Annotated in this window: 17 protein-coding genes; 1 reads left to right on the top strand and 16 read right to left on the bottom strand. The window is 70.0% G+C overall.

Annotated elements, in window-relative coordinates; translation table 11 throughout:
* The 11 genes from kynU to asnS form a co-directional block, all read right to left on the bottom strand.
* Entirely contained in the window at nucleotides 1-1,284 is a 1,284-nt protein-coding gene (gene kynU / locus LDO26_RS05305) for a kynureninase (protein WP_232130032.1), read from the bottom strand.
* Nucleotides 1,285-1,396: 112 nt separating this feature from the next.
* Nucleotides 1,397-2,407, bottom strand: a complete 1,011-nt coding sequence (locus tag LDO26_RS05300) for an amidohydrolase family protein (protein ID WP_232130031.1) — start codon at nucleotides 2,405-2,407, stop codon at nucleotides 1,397-1,399.
* Nucleotides 2,408-2,422: 15 nt separating this feature from the next.
* Nucleotides 2,423-2,722, bottom strand: a complete 300-nt coding sequence (locus LDO26_RS05295; RefSeq protein WP_232130030.1) for a type II toxin-antitoxin system RelE/ParE family toxin — start codon at nucleotides 2,720-2,722, stop codon at nucleotides 2,423-2,425.
* Nucleotides 2,710-2,916, bottom strand: a complete 207-nt coding sequence (locus LDO26_RS05290; protein ID WP_232130029.1) for a hypothetical protein — start codon at nucleotides 2,914-2,916, stop codon at nucleotides 2,710-2,712. The genes LDO26_RS05295 and LDO26_RS05290 overlap by 13 nt, the downstream gene beginning before the upstream one ends.
* Nucleotides 2,917-3,239: 323 nt before the next feature.
* Nucleotides 3,240-3,788: a 3-hydroxyanthranilate 3,4-dioxygenase gene (locus LDO26_RS05285; protein ID WP_232130028.1), complete on the bottom strand. Its 549-nt coding sequence runs from the start codon at nucleotides 3,786-3,788 to the stop codon at nucleotides 3,240-3,242.
* Nucleotides 3,785-4,507: a RidA family protein gene (locus LDO26_RS18220; RefSeq protein ID WP_255682017.1), complete on the bottom strand. Its 723-nt coding sequence runs from the start codon at nucleotides 4,505-4,507 to the stop codon at nucleotides 3,785-3,787. The genes LDO26_RS05285 and LDO26_RS18220 overlap by 4 nt, the downstream gene beginning before the upstream one ends.
* 16 nt (nucleotides 4,508-4,523) lie before the next feature.
* Nucleotides 4,524-5,189, bottom strand: a complete 666-nt coding sequence (gene can / locus LDO26_RS05275; RefSeq protein WP_232130027.1) for a carbonate dehydratase — start codon at nucleotides 5,187-5,189, stop codon at nucleotides 4,524-4,526.
* Between the two features lie 62 nt (nucleotides 5,190-5,251).
* A complete protein-coding gene (locus tag LDO26_RS05270; protein ID WP_232130026.1) occupies nucleotides 5,252-6,037 on the bottom strand; it encodes an SDR family oxidoreductase in 786 nt (261 codons plus the stop codon).
* Between the two features lie 80 nt (nucleotides 6,038-6,117).
* Complete coding sequence (locus LDO26_RS05265; RefSeq protein WP_232130025.1) at nucleotides 6,118-6,417, bottom strand: hypothetical protein; 300 nt, start codon at nucleotides 6,415-6,417, stop codon at nucleotides 6,118-6,120.
* Nucleotides 6,418-6,433: 16 nt separating this feature from the next.
* Complete coding sequence (locus LDO26_RS05260; protein ID WP_232130024.1) at nucleotides 6,434-6,736, bottom strand: hypothetical protein; 303 nt, start codon at nucleotides 6,734-6,736, stop codon at nucleotides 6,434-6,436.
* Between the two features lie 106 nt (nucleotides 6,737-6,842).
* Complete coding sequence (gene asnS / locus LDO26_RS05255) at nucleotides 6,843-8,240, bottom strand: asparagine--tRNA ligase (RefSeq protein WP_232130023.1); 1,398 nt, start codon at nucleotides 8,238-8,240, stop codon at nucleotides 6,843-6,845.
* Nucleotides 8,241-8,364: 124 nt separating this feature from the next.
* Here asnS and LDO26_RS05250 point away from each other — a divergent pair, with 124 nt between their 5' ends.
* Nucleotides 8,365-8,706, top strand: coding sequence for a HesB/IscA family protein (locus LDO26_RS05250; RefSeq protein ID WP_232130022.1), 342 nt, complete (start codon nucleotides 8,365-8,367; stop codon nucleotides 8,704-8,706).
* Nucleotides 8,707-8,752: 46 nt separating this feature from the next.
* Here LDO26_RS05250 and LDO26_RS05245 read toward each other — a convergent pair whose 3' ends face one another.
* The 5 genes from LDO26_RS05245 to LDO26_RS05225 all read right to left on the bottom strand — a co-directional run bounded on the left by LDO26_RS05245 (nucleotide 8,753) and on the right by LDO26_RS05225 (nucleotide 15,219).
* Complete coding sequence (locus tag LDO26_RS05245; protein ID WP_232130021.1) at nucleotides 8,753-10,150, bottom strand: GntP family permease; 1,398 nt, start codon at nucleotides 10,148-10,150, stop codon at nucleotides 8,753-8,755.
* Between the two features lie 114 nt (nucleotides 10,151-10,264).
* On the bottom strand, nucleotides 10,265-11,380 hold the full coding sequence (locus LDO26_RS05240; protein ID WP_232130020.1) for an MvdC/MvdD family ATP grasp protein: 1,116 nt from the start codon (nucleotides 11,378-11,380) through the stop codon (nucleotides 10,265-10,267).
* A 155-nt stretch (nucleotides 11,381-11,535) separates the two neighbouring features.
* Nucleotides 11,536-11,715 (bottom strand): hypothetical protein, encoded by a 180-nt coding sequence (locus LDO26_RS05235; protein ID WP_232130019.1) that lies wholly within the window; start codon nucleotides 11,713-11,715, stop codon nucleotides 11,536-11,538.
* A 130-nt stretch (nucleotides 11,716-11,845) separates the two neighbouring features.
* Nucleotides 11,846-13,945, bottom strand: a complete 2,100-nt coding sequence (locus LDO26_RS05230; protein ID WP_232130018.1) for a peptidase domain-containing ABC transporter — start codon at nucleotides 13,943-13,945, stop codon at nucleotides 11,846-11,848.
* Nucleotides 13,942-15,219 (bottom strand): HlyD family secretion protein, encoded by a 1,278-nt coding sequence (locus LDO26_RS05225; RefSeq protein WP_232130017.1) that lies wholly within the window; start codon nucleotides 15,217-15,219, stop codon nucleotides 13,942-13,944. Before LDO26_RS05225 ends, LDO26_RS05230 begins: the two co-directional genes overlap by 4 nt.
* Nucleotides 15,220-15,416 lie beyond the last annotated feature (197 nt).

Raw genomic sequence — 15,416 nt, 5'->3', positions numbered from 1 at the left:
TCATGCCTGCCGCCAGTGCAGGACCGCGCGGACGAAGCGCAGGATGTCGGCATGGGTGTTGTACAGCGGCGCCGGCGAGATGCGGATCACGTCGGGCTCGCGCCAGTCGCCGAGCACGCCCTGCGCGGCCAGCGACTCGAACAGCGCACGGCCCTGCTCGCGGCCGCCGCGCACGCGCAGCGACAGCTGGGCGCCGCGGCGTGCCGGTTCGTCCGGGGTGACGATGTCGAGCACGTCGTCCAGCTGCGCATGGATCAGCGTTTCGAGATAGCCGGTCAGGATTTCCGACTTGCGCCGCAGCGCCGGCATGCCCGCCTGCGCGAACAGGTCCAGCGAGGCGCGCAGCGGCGCGAGGCCGAGGATCGGCGGATTGCTCAGCTGCCAGCCCTCGGCGCCGGGCGTGGGCTGGAAGTGCGGGCCCATCTGGAAGCGCGTGGCCGCGTCGTGGCCCCACCAGCCGGCGAAGCGCGGGCGGTCGGTATGCGCGTGGCGCGCGTGCACGAACGCGCCGGCCACCGCACCCGGCCCCGCGTTGAGGTACTTGTAGTGGCACCAGACCGCGAAATCGGCGCCGCTGTCGTGCAGTCGCAGCGGCAGGTTGCCGGCCGCGTGCGCCAGGTCGAAGCCGACCACTGCACCGGCGGCATGGCCGAGCCGGGTGATCTCGGCCAGATCGAACGCCTGGCCGGTGCGGTACTGCACGCCGGGCCACAGCACCAGCGCCAGGCGCGGGCCGTGCATGGCGATCGCGGCCTCGATCGCCGCCATCGAGAACAGCCCGCCGGGCGCGTCGGGTTCGAGCTCGATCAGGTCGGTCGCCGGGTCGAAACCGTGGAAGCGCAGCTGCGATTCGAGGGCGTAGCGGTCCGACGGAAACGCACCGGCCTCCATCAGGATCGCCGGGCGTTCGCGCGTGGGCCGGTAGAAGCTGACCATCAGCAGGTGCAGGTTGGCGGTCAGCGAGTTCATCGCCACCACTTCCGACGGTTCGGCGCCGACCACCTCGGCGAGCTGTTCGCCGACCAGGGCGTGGTAGGTCATCCACTGCGAATTGCCGCGGAAATGGCCCTCGACGGCTTCCATCGCCCACTTGTCGAGCACGTCCTCGACCTGGGCGCGGGCGCCGCGCGGCTGCAGGCCCAGCGAGTTGCCGACGAAGTAGGCCTGCTCCACGTCGCCGAAGCGCGGGATCAGGAACGCGTCGCGGAACGCGCGCAGCGGGTCGGCGGCGTCCTGCTGCCGCGCATGGTCATCGGAGAACAGGTCGGAAAGCGGGTCGGTCATTCGGGTACTCGTCATTGCGCGCTGTGGCGGGCATCGCGACGCGCTGGGATGCCCGCCACGGTGCCATTGTCCATGGTGCGGACGCCCGCGGCGCGCCTGCCGTGGCACGGCATCACGCGAAGCGCGAGGCGGGCAGGCCCAGCCACTCCAGCGCGGTGCCGTGGTAGATGCGGGCGCGTGCGGCATCGTCGAGCGCGATCGCCTCGATGCCGGCGCCCGGATGTTGTTCGCCAAGCGGGAAGGGATAGTCGGTGCCGAGCATCACCCGGTCGACGCCGCAGGTGTCGAGCAGGTACTCGAGCGCGCGCGGGTCGGCGACCCAGGAATCGAAGTACAGCCGCTTGAGGTAGTCGCGCGGATTGTGCGGATTGTCGGTCGCGACCAGGTCCGGGCGCATGTTGAAGCCGTGCTCGATGCGGCCGATGGTGTAGGGGAAGCTGCCGCCGCCATGGGCCAGGCAGACCTTCAGTTTCGGCAGGCGCTGCAGCACGCCGCCGAAGATCAGGCAACAGGCCGCGCGCGACTGCTCGGCCGGCATGCCGACCAGCCACGGCAGCCAGTACCTGGGCATCGATTCGCTGCCCATCATGTCCCAGGGATGCACGAGGATCGCCGCGCCCAGGTCCGCGGCGGCCTCGAAGAACGGGAACAGCTCCGGTGCGTCGAGGTTCCAGTCACCGACGTGGCTGCCGATCTGCACGCCCTGGAGCCCGAGCTCGTCGACGCAGCGCTCCAGCTCCTGCACCGCCAGCCTCGGCGATTGCAGCGGCACCGTGCCGATGCCGGCGTAGTGCCGAGGATGGTCTGCCACGATGGCGGCCATGTGGTCGTTGAGCGACTGGTGCAGTTCCAGCGCATGCTGCGGTCGTGCCCAGTAGCTGAACATCACCGGCACCGTGCTGATGACCTGGACCTGCACGCCGAAACGCGCGTAGTCGTCGATGCGTTCCTGCGGATCCCAGGTCCGCGACCAGATCTCGCGGAAGAAGCGGCCGTCCTTGTAGATGCGGTGGCGGCCATCCTCGGTGTGGTGGATCACCGGGAAGCGCATCTCGCCGTACTTCGCCGCCAGGTCCGGCCAGTCGCGCGGCAGGATATGGGCGTGGATGTCGATCTTGAGCATCGGAGGACCCGGTGGTCAGGGGACGTAACGGTCGATATCGAGGGCGCCATGGAAGACGCCGAGGATATGCAGTGTGTCGTCATCCACGGCGTGCAGGTAGGCGATGCGGTAGTGCCCATAGAGGAGCATGCGAATCTCGCCTTCGGCCTCCGCGCGCAGGCGCGAGCCCATGTCGGGGAACTGCTGCAGTTGCTCGGCGCGCTGGACAATGCCGTCCACCACCTTGATTGCCGCGGCGGGATTGTCCACTGCAATATGGCCATGGATATCCTCCAGCCATGCCAGCGCCTCAGCCGACCAGTTCAGCTTCGCCACGAACGGATTCTCTCCAGCACCTCAGCATGGCCGACCGTGCGTCCCGCGCGCACATCGGAGAGGCCGCGTTCGAGCATCCGCTCGAAGGCCAGTTCCCGCAGGATTTCCTCGTAGCTGGCATCTTCGGGCTGGGCCTCGATCGCATCGAGCAGGACCGACTTGGGGGTGCGGGCAAGCGTGTCGGGCTGGTTCATCTGCATGGCTCCTGTGCGAGGGCGGATCCTGCATGGATTCTACTCGGCTGGCCTTGCGGGGACAGAAGGACACGGCGTGGGTGCGATTTCGGGCATCTCCGGAGTCTTCCGCTCGATGCTGCGCAGCCAGTCTGCACTTCCGGCCCGAGTGTCGCGACACGCATCGAATACCGGTCTGTGCTTGCCCTCGACTCGCGTCGCCGCGTTGCAGCCCTTGCCAGGACGGCCAGTCCTGGCGGCGGACTGCGCATTGCGCTGTGATCCGAAGGCTGCGCCGAGCCTGCGACATCTGATGCGTGTCGCAACACCAGCATCGGAAGCCCTCAGGTGATGTCGGCCAGCGAGTCCGGATCGGCGTCGTAGCGGGCCGGGCGCGGATTGACGTGGCCGCAGGCGGTACAGGTGCGGTGCTCGACCGAGCCGTAGAAGCGGTCGAACACCGGCGGGAAGTCCTGTTCGATGTCGTGCAGGTGGAAATACTGCTCGAACAGCTTGTGGTTGCAGCGCTCGCAGAACCAAAGCAGGCCATCGTCCTCGTGCGGCAGGCGCTTGCGTTCGACGACCAGGCCGATCGAGTCGGGCCCGCGCTGCGGCGAATGCGGCACGCGCGGCGGCAGCAGGAAGGTCTCGCCGGCGCGGATCGGGATGTCGCGCGGGCGGCCGTCCTCCTGGATGCGCAGCACCATCTCGCCTTCCAGCTGGTAGAACCATTCCGGACCTTCGTCCCAGTGGTAGTCGGTGCGCGCATTCGGACCACCGACCACCATCACGATGAAGTCGCCGTCGTAGATGCACTTGTTGCCGACCGGCGGCTTGAGCAGGTGCCGGTGTTCGTCGATCCACTTCTGGAAGTTCAGCGGTGCGGGAATCATCGCGGGGTCTCCGGCTGGCCCGCGGAGCGGGCGGACTGCGTCGGTGTCGCAGATGTTTCCCTTCCCCCGCCCGCGGGGGAAGGTGCCAGACTGCTAATGCAGGATGCCGGAGCGAACGGCGAAGCCGGCCCGGAGGGCGTGCCGCGGGAGCGGCACGTAAGGGCGGATGGGGGCGCGTCAGTGGCGAGATGGTCGCCGTCGTCAGGAACGGGCGCATGGGGGGTTGCCCTCACCCCACCGTCGGCGTTGCCGACGGTTCCCCCCTCTCCCGCAGCGCGGGAGAGGGGGGTCGGTTGGCGACCGGTGGTCGCTATGCATTTGAGCTCGATCGCGATCGGCGTCGGCAGCGCGGTGACGCCCAGCGTGGTGCGGCAGGGTGCGGTCGCGGGGTCGGGGAAGTGTTCGGCCCACACCGCGTTGTAGGCGGCGAAGTCGCCGGCCATGTCGGTCAGGTAGACGGTCACGTCGACGAGATCCTCCCAGCGCGCGCCGCTGGCCTCGAGCACGGCACGGACGTTGGCGAACACGGCACGGGTCTGGGCGACGATGTCGTAGGCGATCAGCGCGCCGTCGGCATCGGCGACGTTGCCCGGAACGGTACCGGTCGCCGGGTCGCGCGGCCCGATGCCCGACAGCAACAGCAGTTCGCCGACGCGACGCGCGTGCGGGTAGCTGCCGACGGGTGGCGGGGCGGTGCCGGTCTGGATCGCGTCGGACATCGCGGCCTCCCGTGGCTCAGTCGCGCGGCTGGGTGGTCGGCATGCCGGCGATCGCGGCCTGATAGGCCGGCTCCACGTCGTCGGCGCTGAAGATGTCGATCGCCATCGGCCGCACCCGGCCGTCGCGCAGGCTGTAGACCCAGCCGTGCACGCCAAGCTTCTGGCCGCGGGCCCAGGCGTCCTGCACGACGGTCGTACGGCAGACGTTGGCGACCTGCTCGATGACGTTGAGCTCGCACAACCGCGCGTGACGCAGGTTCTCGGTGGGCACGCGCGCGAGGTATTCCGCGTGCTTGGTGGCGATGTCGCCGACATGCCGCAGCCAGTTGTCGGCCAGGCCGACGCGGGTGTCGGTGAGGCTGGCATGCACGCCGCTGCAGCCGTAGTGGCCGACGACGAGGATGTCCTCGACCTTCAGCAGGTCGACCGCGAACTGGATCGCGCTGAGTGCGTTGAGGTCGGTATGGATGACCAGGTTGGCGACGTTGCGGTGCACGAACACCTCGCCCGGGTCCATCCCGATGATCTGGTTGGCGGGCACGCGCGAGTCGGAGCAGCCGATCCACAGGTACTTCGGCGACTGCTGGCGCGACAGGCGGTCGAAGAAGGTCGGGTCTTCGTGGCGTACGCGGTCGGACCACTCGCGGTTGCGTTGCAGCAGGGTCTCGAGGTCTTTCTTCATGCGGGCATTATTCCAGACGGCGGGTCGTGGGGGCGTCGAACGGCGGCGCTGCGTTCGGCCGTTCAGATCGATGCCATGCGCCCGCCGTCGACCGGCAGGCTGACCCCGGTGATGTAGCCCGCCGCCGGCGAGCACAGGAACGCGATGACGCCGCCGGTCTCGGCGGGGGACGCGAAGCGGCCGAGCGGCACGGTGGCGCGCATGCCGGCCAGGATCGCGTCGGCCGGCTTGCCGGTCGCGGCAGCGCGGTCGTGGACGATCTGCTCGATGCGTCCGGTTTCGGTGTAGCCGGGCAGCACGTTGTTGACGGTGATGTCGTCGGGCCCGAGTTCCTTCGACAGCGTCTTCGCCCAGCCGGCCACCGCGCCACGCACGGTGTTGGACACGCCGAGCCCCGGGATCGGCTCGCGCACCGACGTCGACACCACGTTGACGATGCGCCCCCAGTGCGCCGCGCGCATCGCCGGCAGCAGCGCCTGCACCAGCACCTGGCCGGCCAGCAGGTGGCGCCGGAAGGCATCGGTGTAGGCATCCAGGGTCGCGGTGTGCGCGGGGCCGCCCGGCGGGCCGCCGGTGTTGTTGACCAGGATCTGCGCCGGATGCGCGGCGACGTGCGCCTCGACGGTGGCCTGCAGCGCCGCGGTGTCGGCCATGTCGACCGCGAGCACGCAGTGGACCTGGCTACGCGGCGTGGGCAGCGCATCGGCGACGGCCTGCAGCGCGTCCGCGCGCCGCGCCAGCACCGTGACCGACGCGCCGAGCAGCGCGAGTTCCTGCGCCGCCGCGCGGCCGATGCCTTCGGATGCGCCGCAGACCAGTGCGTGGCGGCCGCCGAGATCGAGGTCCATGGTTCAGGTCTCCGGATGTGGAAGTGTGGGGCCGGCGCGCACCAGGTCCGTGATCGCGCGGGCGCGGCGGGTTCCCGTGGTCACGCGCGCGCGCCGAGCGACTGCACCATGCGTTCGCGCAACTGGACGTCGTCGTCGGCCTGCGGCGGCGCAAGTTCGTCGAGGGTGAAGCCGCGTTCCAGCGCGTCGTCGGCGTCGAGGCCGTCGAAGGCGACGAAATCGGCGTCGAGCAGCATGCCGCGTGCGGTGTCCTCGCTGTCGTAGTGCAGGGTGTTGCCGTCGCTGTCGAAGACCTCGGCGGTGCCGGCCTCGAGCACGCGCAGCCGCGCCCACACCACCGTGCGGCCGAGCATCGCCAGCCACCATTGCGCATCTGTCATCGGAACCTCCTCGAAATCAGGGCGCCAGCGACCACAGCCACAGCACCACGGAAGCGGTCAGCGCGCCCAGGATCACGATCAACGAGATCCGCGCCGGCGTGGCGAGACCGGTGAACTGGCGGTCGGGCACTTCGCGGTAGCCGCCGGCCAGCAGCCAGCGCAGCGCGCCCGGGCGCAGAAATGCATTGTCGCCCAGACGTTCGCGGACCCGCGGATGGCGCTCGCGCAGGTGCACCAGCGACAGCGGCCAGAAGATCACGAACGCGGTGATGCCACCGATCGCGACACCGAAGAAGCACAGGGCGAGAAAGAGCGTCATCAGGGGCCAGGGGCCAGGGGCCAGAGAGCGGGGAAGGGCGACGGCAGTACGCACGGATTCCGCCGCACCCCTGGTCCCCGGCCCCTGGTCTCTGGCCTCGGCACCCTCAATACTCCGCCGAGCCGGGTGCGCGCGGGTAGGGAATCGCGTCGCGGATGTTGGACAGGCCGCAGACGTAGACGATCAGCCGCTCGAAGCCGAGGCCGAAGCCGGCATGCGGCACCGTGCCGTAGCGGCGGAAGTCGCGGTACCAGCCGTAGTGCCCGCGGTCGAGGCCGAACTGGTCCATGCGCGCGTCGAGCACGTCCAGGCGCTCCTCGCGCTGGCTGCCGCCGATGATCTCGCCAATGCCCGGCGCCAGCACGTCCATCGCCGCGACGGTCCTGCCGTCGTCGTTGAGGCGCATGTAGAACGCCTTGATGTGCTCGGGATAGTTGGTCACCACCACCGGGCGGCCGACGTGCTGTTCGGTCAGCCAGCGCTCGTGCTCGGTCTGCAGGTCCAAGCCCCATTCGACCGGGAATTCGAACTTGAGCCCGGACTTCTGCAGCAGCGCGACCGCGTCGGTGTACTCGATCCGCTCGAACGGCGCATTGATGAACTTCTCCAGACGCGTCACCGCGTCCTTCTGCACGCGCTCGGCGATGAAGGCCATGTCGTCGGCGCGCTCGTCGAGCACCGCGCGGAACAGGTACTTGAGGAATTCCTCGGCCACGCGCGCGTCCTCGGCGAGGTCGGCGAAGGCGATCTCCGGCTCGATCATCCAGAACTCGGCCAGGTGGCGCGTGGTGTTGCTGTTCTCGGCGCGGAAGGTCGGGCCGAAGGTGTAGACCTTGCTCATCGCCAGGCAGAAGGCCTCGACGTTGAGCTGGCCGGATACGGTCAGGAAGGTTTCCTTGCCGAAGAAATCGCGGCTGAAATCGACCTTGCCGTCCTTGATCGGCAGGTTGGCCAGGTCCAGCGTGGAGACCCGGAACATCTGCCCCGCGCCTTCGGCGTCGGAGGTGGTGATGACCGGGGTGTTGATCCAGTAGTAGCCGTTCTCGTGGAAGTAGCGGTGCGCGGCCTGCGCCAGGCAGTGGCGGATGCGGGTGACCGCGCCGAACAGGTTGGTGCGCGGGCGCAGGTGCGCGACTTCGCGCAGGAACTCCAGCGAGTGCGCCTTGGGCTGGATCGGGTAGGTCTCCGGATCCTCGACCCAGCCGACGACCTCCAGCGATTCGGCCTGGATCTCGAAGCTCTGGCCCTGGCCCTGGGACTTCACCAGCGTGCCGCTGGCGACGACCGAACAGCCGGCGGTCAGCCGCTTCACCTCGGACTCGTAGTTGGGCAGCGTGTCCGGCGCGACCACCTGGATCGGCGCGAAGCACGAGCCGTCGCTGACGTTGACGAAGCTCAGCCCCGCCTTGGAGTCGCGGCGCGTGCGCACCCAGCCGCGGACGGTGACTTCGCCGCCTTCGGGCAGGTGCCCGGCAAGGGCCTGTTGGACGCTGGTCGTGGTCATGCTTGAATCCTGGAAATCCGAACCGATAACACGGGGCGACACAGTCTACCGGACCGCGTCGCCGCGCCGGCGCCCGCCGCCGCGGTCAGCCGCCGGTCCGCTCCCCGGGAGTACACTGCACGCTATGGCCATCGCACTCGCCCCCGCCGCCCTCGAACGCGCCCGCCGCTTCCTCGCCGCCAGTCCCGGTGCCCTGGGCATCCGCTTCGGCGTCACCAAGACCGGCTGCTCGGGCTGGGGCTATGTCGTCGACCTGGCCCATGACGAGCAGCCCGGCGACAGCGTGACCGAGCAGGATGGCGTGCGCATCTACGTCGACGCGAAGAGCCGGCCGATCGTCGACGGCACCGAGATCGACTTCGCGCAGAAGGGACTGAACCAGGAATTCGTGTTCCGCAACCCGAACGCGGCCGCCGAGTGCGGCTGTGGCGAGAGCTTTACCACCGACGCCGACAAGGCGGTCTGAGCGCGCCGCCTGCGGCCTCCGGCCAGGCCGGAAGCAGGTATGGCGCTCAGACCCAGCCCGTCAGGTAGTACAGCCCGATCACCGCGAACACCGCGGCGGTGCTGATGATCGTGATCGCGAAGATGTCGCCGTAGGACTGGCGGTGGGTCAGGCCGGTGACGGCGAGCAGGGTGATCACCGCGCCGTTGTGCGGCAGGGTGTCCATGCCGCCGGAGGCCATCGCCGCGACCCGGTGCAGCACGTCCATGGGGATGCCCGCGGCCTGCGCGTTGGCGATGAAGCTCTCGGCCATCGCCGCCAGCGCGATGCCCATGCCGCCCGAGGCCGAGCCGGTGATGCCGGCCAGCGCGGTCACGGTGACCGCCTCGTTGACCAGCGGGTCGGGGATGCTGTTGAGGCCGTTGGCGACCAGCAGGAAGCCGGGCAGGGCGGCGATGACCGCGCCGAAGCCGTACTCGGACGCGGTGTTCATCGACGCCAGCAGCGCGCCGCCGATCGCGGTCTTCGTGCCCTCTGCGAACTTGCGCGTGACCGGCCGCCAGGCCAGTGCGATGACCGCGAGGATGCCGACCAGCAGCGCGCCCTGGACGGCCCAGATCGCCGACACCCGCGAGACCTCCTGCACCACCGGCGCGGCCTCGCCCATCACCGCCGGCACGAAGCTGTGGCTGCTGCCGTACAGCTGCGGGATCAGTACCGTGAACAGCTTGTTGGACACGCCGACCAGCACCAGCGGCAGCAGTGCGACCAGCGGATGCGCGAGGCGGTCGCCGGCGAACGGCTCCGGCTCGTTGCGCAGCTCGCTGCCGTAGCCCTCGCTGGCGGCGGACGCGCTGCGCCGGCGCCACTCCAGGTAGGCCATGCCGCCGGCGAAGATCAGCACCGAGCCGACCGTGCCCAGCACCGGCGCGGCCCAGGAATCGGTGCCGAAGAACGCGGTCGGGATGATGTTCTGGATCTGCGGCGTGCCGGGCAGCGCCATCATCGTGAAGGTGAAGGCGCCGAGCGCGATCGTGCCCGGGATCAGGCGCTTGGGGATGTCGCTCTGGCGGAACAGCTCGGCCGCGAACGGATACACGGCGAACACCACGACGAACAGCGACACGCCGCCGTAGGTCAGCAGCGCGCACACGGTGACGATCGACAGCATCGCCTGCTTCGGCCCGAACAGCCGGATGGTCGCGGCGACGATCGACTTGGAGAAACCCGACAGCTCGATGACCTTGCCGAACACCGCGCCGAGCAGGAACACCGGGAAATACAGCTTCAGGAACCCGACCATCTTGTCCATGAACAGGCCGGTGAACATCGGCGCGACCAGGCTCGGGTCGGTCAGCAGCACCGCGCCCATCGCCGCGACCGGCGCGAACAGGATCACGCTGTGGCCGCGGTAGGCGACGTACATCAGGAAACACAGCGCGCCCAGTACGATCACGAAATCCATGGCAGACCCACACGACAGGCGGCCCGCGGGCCAGACGGCGGGCAGTGTCGGCGGCGGCGCGCGTCCGCGGCCATTGTCCGAAGGTACAGGTGGCCCCGCGAAACGGGACGGGTGCTATTCGACGCTGACCCCGGGAATCGTGCCGTCGGCGGCACGGATGCCGTCGCGCACCGTCTCCCACCAGCGGGCATGCTCCTCGCTTGCCAGGTACGCCGCATAGGAAACGCCGGCAATCGCCGAGGGCTCGCAGTCGCTGCGTCCGCTCGCCAGCAGCGCGCACATGGTCTGCAGCAGCGGCAGGCCGGGCAACGCGTCCTCGAGGAACAGGAACTGGCCGGCCTGGTTGATCTCGAGGAAATGCACGTCGCCGTCCGCATCGACCACCAGGTCGATGCTGCCGCTCACCAGGCCGAGCTGGCGCATCAGCGCGCGCAGGCGGTCGAGCGTTGCCCCCGGGAGCGTCGCCGGCGACGCGGACAGGGCCTGGTCCAGCGTGCCGGCGCGCCAGTCGATGAAGGTGGCGTCGCCGGACGTGGCCAATCGCACGGCGTAGGCGTGCTCGCCGACCAGGATCACGCGCAGGTCGGCGGTTTTGTCGACCAGCGCCTGAAAGATGCCCGGGCACAGGCGCAGGCTGGCATCGTCGTCGAGCATGTCCGCCTCGACCACGCGCGCATAGGTGCTGAAGATGCGGCCGCTGTCGCTGTCCTGCCAGGAATGGGTCTGGAAGGGCTTGTAGACGATGCGGCGGTGGCTTGCGGCGAATTCGCGGATCCGTACGGGATCGGCCGACATCAGCGTGGCGGGGAACGCCAGGCCCACGGCGCGTGCGGCGCGCAGCTGGGTGAGCTTGTTCTCCGCCGCGATCGCCGCCTCGGGGCGGTTGACCCACAGGACGTCGTCCCAGGCGTCGGGACTGGCCTGCAGGTTGTTGATGAAGCGTCCCCACTCGTTGCGCAGGAACGGCCGGTCCGCCGCGTTGGCACCAGCGAATGCCTCCGGAAGACGCGGGCGCCGGTACCACACGCTCGGTACATGCGCGGTACCGCAGGCACGGACGCCGTCGAGCGCATCGCAGTGCAGCGACACCGGCTCGAGCGCGGGATCGGCCCAAGAGGAGATCCACAGGGGGTCGCAACCGTTGCGGCGCAGCCCCCAGCATGCGGCGTGGGCATGCAGGTCGTGCGCGAGACAGGAGAGGATCAGCGGGCGGGGCCGGGGTGCGGGCATCGTCGATCGACCGGTGATGAGTGGCGCGCGCAACGCGAAGGCGCCCCGCGGGGCGGGGCGCCGGTATGGCTGTCGCGATCGGGAGCGTCGTGCCGTCCGGCTGCGGCCTGCGTTGGCAGGGACGCCGCGTGCACCGGCGGCACCGACGCCTTGCCTCAGAGGTAGGTGCCGGGATCGGAGGGATCGTCGCCGTTGGGGCCGGTGGCATTGGTGGTGTGGGGGCGGCCGCCGGAGATCGCCTCGATCTCGCGTTCGGTCAGTTCGCGCGCCGCGACGCGGGCGAAGGGACGGGCTTCGGTTGTGTTCTGTTCCACGTGTTCCTGATGCTGCTTCATGGATGTCTCCATCTTCGTCAGGGACCGGAAGTCGGGATACGGGTCGTTCCGGGGGCGACCGGCATCGATCCTTGGTGATCGCGCGCGAGATGTCTGTTACCGGTGTCGTGTTTTCGCGATCCCGGCGCGATCAGGTTTGCCGGGGCTCATCAGCCTGAACGGGACGGCCGTCGCGCAGGGCGATGACCCGGTCCGCGCTGCGGATGGTTTCCGGCCGGTGCGCGATGACGATGCGGGTGATGGGCAGGGATGCGATCGCGGCATTGATCGCGCGTTCGCGGGCGACATCGAGATGGCTCGTGGCCTCGTCGAGCAGCAGGATCGCAGGTTCGCGGTAGAGCGCGCGCGCCAGCAGCACGCGCTGCCGCTGTCCGCCCGACAGCGAGGCGCCCATGTCGCCGACCAGCGTCTCGTAGCCCATCGGCATCGTCACGATGTCCTCGTGGATGCACGCCGCCTGCGCCGCGCGCTCGATCCGCGCCGGCGTCGCGTCGGGATCGAAGAACGTGATGTTGTCGGCGATCGATCCGGCGAACAGCACGTCGTCCTGCATCACCGCGCCGAACAGGGTGCGGTAGCGGGCCAGGCCCAGGTGATGGATGTCGATGCCGTCGATGCGCACGCGCCCGGCCGTGGGCGGCAGCAGCCCGAGCAGGACCTTGGCCAGCGTGGTCTTGCCGCACCCGGAGGGGCCGGTGATCGCGACGTTCTCGCCGGCCTCGATGACGAGGCTGCAGTCGCGCAGGATCCAGGGCTCGTCCTCGGCGTAGCGGTAGCCGACGCCGTCGAGCTCGATTCGCGGCTTCGGCGGCGGGCCGCCATAGCCGCCGTGGACGTGCGGCTCGGCGGTCGCGAGCGCGATATCGGCGATGCGCTCGCCGTGCATGCCCAGCAGCCGGAACTCGATCAGCTTGTCGACCAGGCTGCCGGCGCGGGTCGCGAACAGTTCCGCGTACGCGACGAAGACCACGAGCATGCCGGCGGTGAAGCTGCCTGCAAGCACCATCCCGGCCCCGATCCAGATCACCAGGATGCGCTGCACGCCGAAGATCAGCTTCGACAGCGCCGCGAACGTGGCGGTGATCCGGTTGATCGCGGCCTCGCGGTTGGCGACCTCGATCGTGGCGTTGGTCATTTTCGCCCGGCGCTCGGCCTCGCGACCGGCGAGCTTGATCGTCTGCATGCCGCTGATCGATTCGATCATCTGGCCCTGCTGCCGGCCCACGTGGACCAGCTGCGCTTCCTTGAGCGCCTGCAGGCGTCGGTAGGTCGCCCAGCGCAGCAATGCATACAGCGCGAACGCGGCGAGCACCAGCAGCGTCAGCGGCAGGCTGTAGAACGCGAGCAGGATCAGGACCAGGCCGACCGTCAGTCCGTCCAGCAGGGCCTCGATGAAGCTGCCGGTCAGGGTCTGCTGGATGCTCTGCACCGAGATGAAACGCGACAGCACCCCGCCGACGCTGCGTTTCTCGAAATAGTCGAGCGGCAGCCGCAGCAGGTGACCGAACAGGTTGCCGACCCACTGCGCGCTCAGCGAGGCGCCGAGCTCGGCCACCACCCAGCCACGCATCACCGCGATCGCCGCCTGGAACACCACGACGGTGAGGAAACCGATACCGATCAGCGTCAGCAGCTGCAGGTCGCCGGAGACCAGTACCAGGTCGATGACCCACTGCAGGGCCAACGGCAGCACCAGGGTGAAGGCTTCGAGCGCCAATGCCAGCAGCAGCACCTGGGTCGCGGCGCGGCCCAGGCCGCGGACCTGACCGAACAGCCGGCGCAGCGGCAGGCGTTCGCGCGCGCGGATCGGCGTGAAGTCGGGCGCGGGTGCGAGCTCGAGCGCGATTCCGGTGAAATGGCGCCCGAATTCCGCGAGCGACATCGTGACCGCCCCGCGCGCCGGATCGTGGATCTCCACCGTGTCCCGGCCCATGCGCGCGAGCACGACGAAGTGGTTGAGGTCCCAGTGCAGGATGCAGGGCAACTGCAGCTGGCGCAGGTCCTCGACCTCGGCCCGCAGCGGCCGGGTGTCGAAGCCGAGGGCGGCGGCGACCGACATCAGGCGCGAGAGCGTGGCGCCGCGGGTCGAGACCGGGAAGCGCCGGCGCAGGCCGGCCAGGTCGACATCGTGTCCGTGCCATGCGGCCACCATCGCCAGGCACGCGAGTCCGCATTCGGCGATCTCGTTCTGCTGGATCACCGGCAGCCGGCGGTGTCCCGAGCCGATCATCGCCCGTCCCCATCGACATTGGCAGCGGCGGGCGTCGCCCGCCGCGGGGCGAACAGGAAGCGATGGAGCCGGCGCCGCTCGAGCAGCAGGTCCGCCTCCAGCGACATGCCCGCGCGCAGCGCCCGGGGGCCGCGGCCGTCGTCGATCCGCTGGCTGTCGAGTACGACGAGGATCCTGTAGGCGGGCGCCGTCGCCTGCGGGAAGCCGCGCGCGCGCTGTTCGTCCACGCCAAGCGGGCTTTCCGCGATCCCCGCGATCCGGCCGCCGGGCTGGCCGAACACCGCATGCGGAAAGCTGTCGTAGCGCATCGCGACCCGGTCGCCGACGCGCAGGCCGCCGACCGCCTGCGACGGTGCCCAGAGCTCGGCCTGCAGCGGCGCGCCGGCCGGCGCGATCGACGCGAGCCGCTGGCCGGCCGCCACGGACTGTCCGGCCTCGCGCGCGAGGCCCGAGACCGTGCCGGCGGCGGGTGCGCGCCACAGCGTGCCGCGCGCGGCCTCGTTGCGGGCGATCGATTGTTCGACCTCCGACAACGCGGTGCCCAGCGCATTGCGGCGTGATGCGATCTCGCGCGGCAGCGATGCCAGCCGCCGCCGCGCGTCGGCGAGCGCGGTCCCGGCATCCAGGCGTTCCCGCGCGACGCTCTCGCGCTGCGCGCGGGCGTTCAGTGCCTCGTTCTCGTACTGTTGCAGCTGCACGTCGCTGATGATCTTCTCGTCGAGCAGCGGGCGGATGCGGTCGAGCGTGCCGGCCGCGGATGCGGCCTGGCGCTCGCGCAGCTCCAGTTCCGCGGTGGTCGACGCCAGCCGGCGCTGCTGCGCGGCGATTTCCCGGCGCAGCGCGGCCTCTTCCTCGGCGCGCGCGGGTTCCAGCGCCGCCAGCTCCTCGTGCAGCGCCGCGCGCTCGCGTTCGAGGGCCTCGGCGACGCGGGCGCCGACCGCGCCGCCGTCGCCGGCGGGTTCGACGTCGGGCGAGATCTCGAACAAGGGCTGGTCCGCGGCAACCGCTTCCCCTTCCTCGACGAAGCGGTGCGAGACCCGGCCCGCGCTGCCCGACACCACGTCCAGCAGCCCGCCGGCGGGCACCAGCTGGCCGTGGACGGTCGCCTTGGGCGTATAGCTGCCGAACGCCAGGATCGCGACCAGCGCGAGCACCGCCGCGGCGGCGACGATCGCTGCCGGCCATGCCATCGGGGTGGTCGACAGGTGCACGCGCCCCAGCGATTCGGCCTTGCGGGCGTCCAGGACTTCGCGCCGGAAGAGTTCGTCGGACATGGGGCCAGGGAGGACGGGGCGACCGGCATTATTGGCCGGCGCGGTCGACGGTGTGTCGATATCGCGTCCGATCCGTGCGCGCGGTCGCGTTGCGGCGCGTCCCGGGGGCATGCGCGGCCATTGTCCGAAGGTACGATGCCGCCGCGTCCGGCCACTCCCTAGTCTTGGCGTCGGGCGGCAGCGTGCCGCACGACTTG

Source organism: Proluteimonas luteida (assembly GCF_021191695.1).
Lineage (GTDB): Bacteria > Pseudomonadota > Gammaproteobacteria > Xanthomonadales > Xanthomonadaceae > Luteimonas > Luteimonas luteida.
The sequence above is the reverse complement of the archived record's forward strand: the minus strand, read 5'-3'. Positions and strand labels throughout refer to the sequence as shown.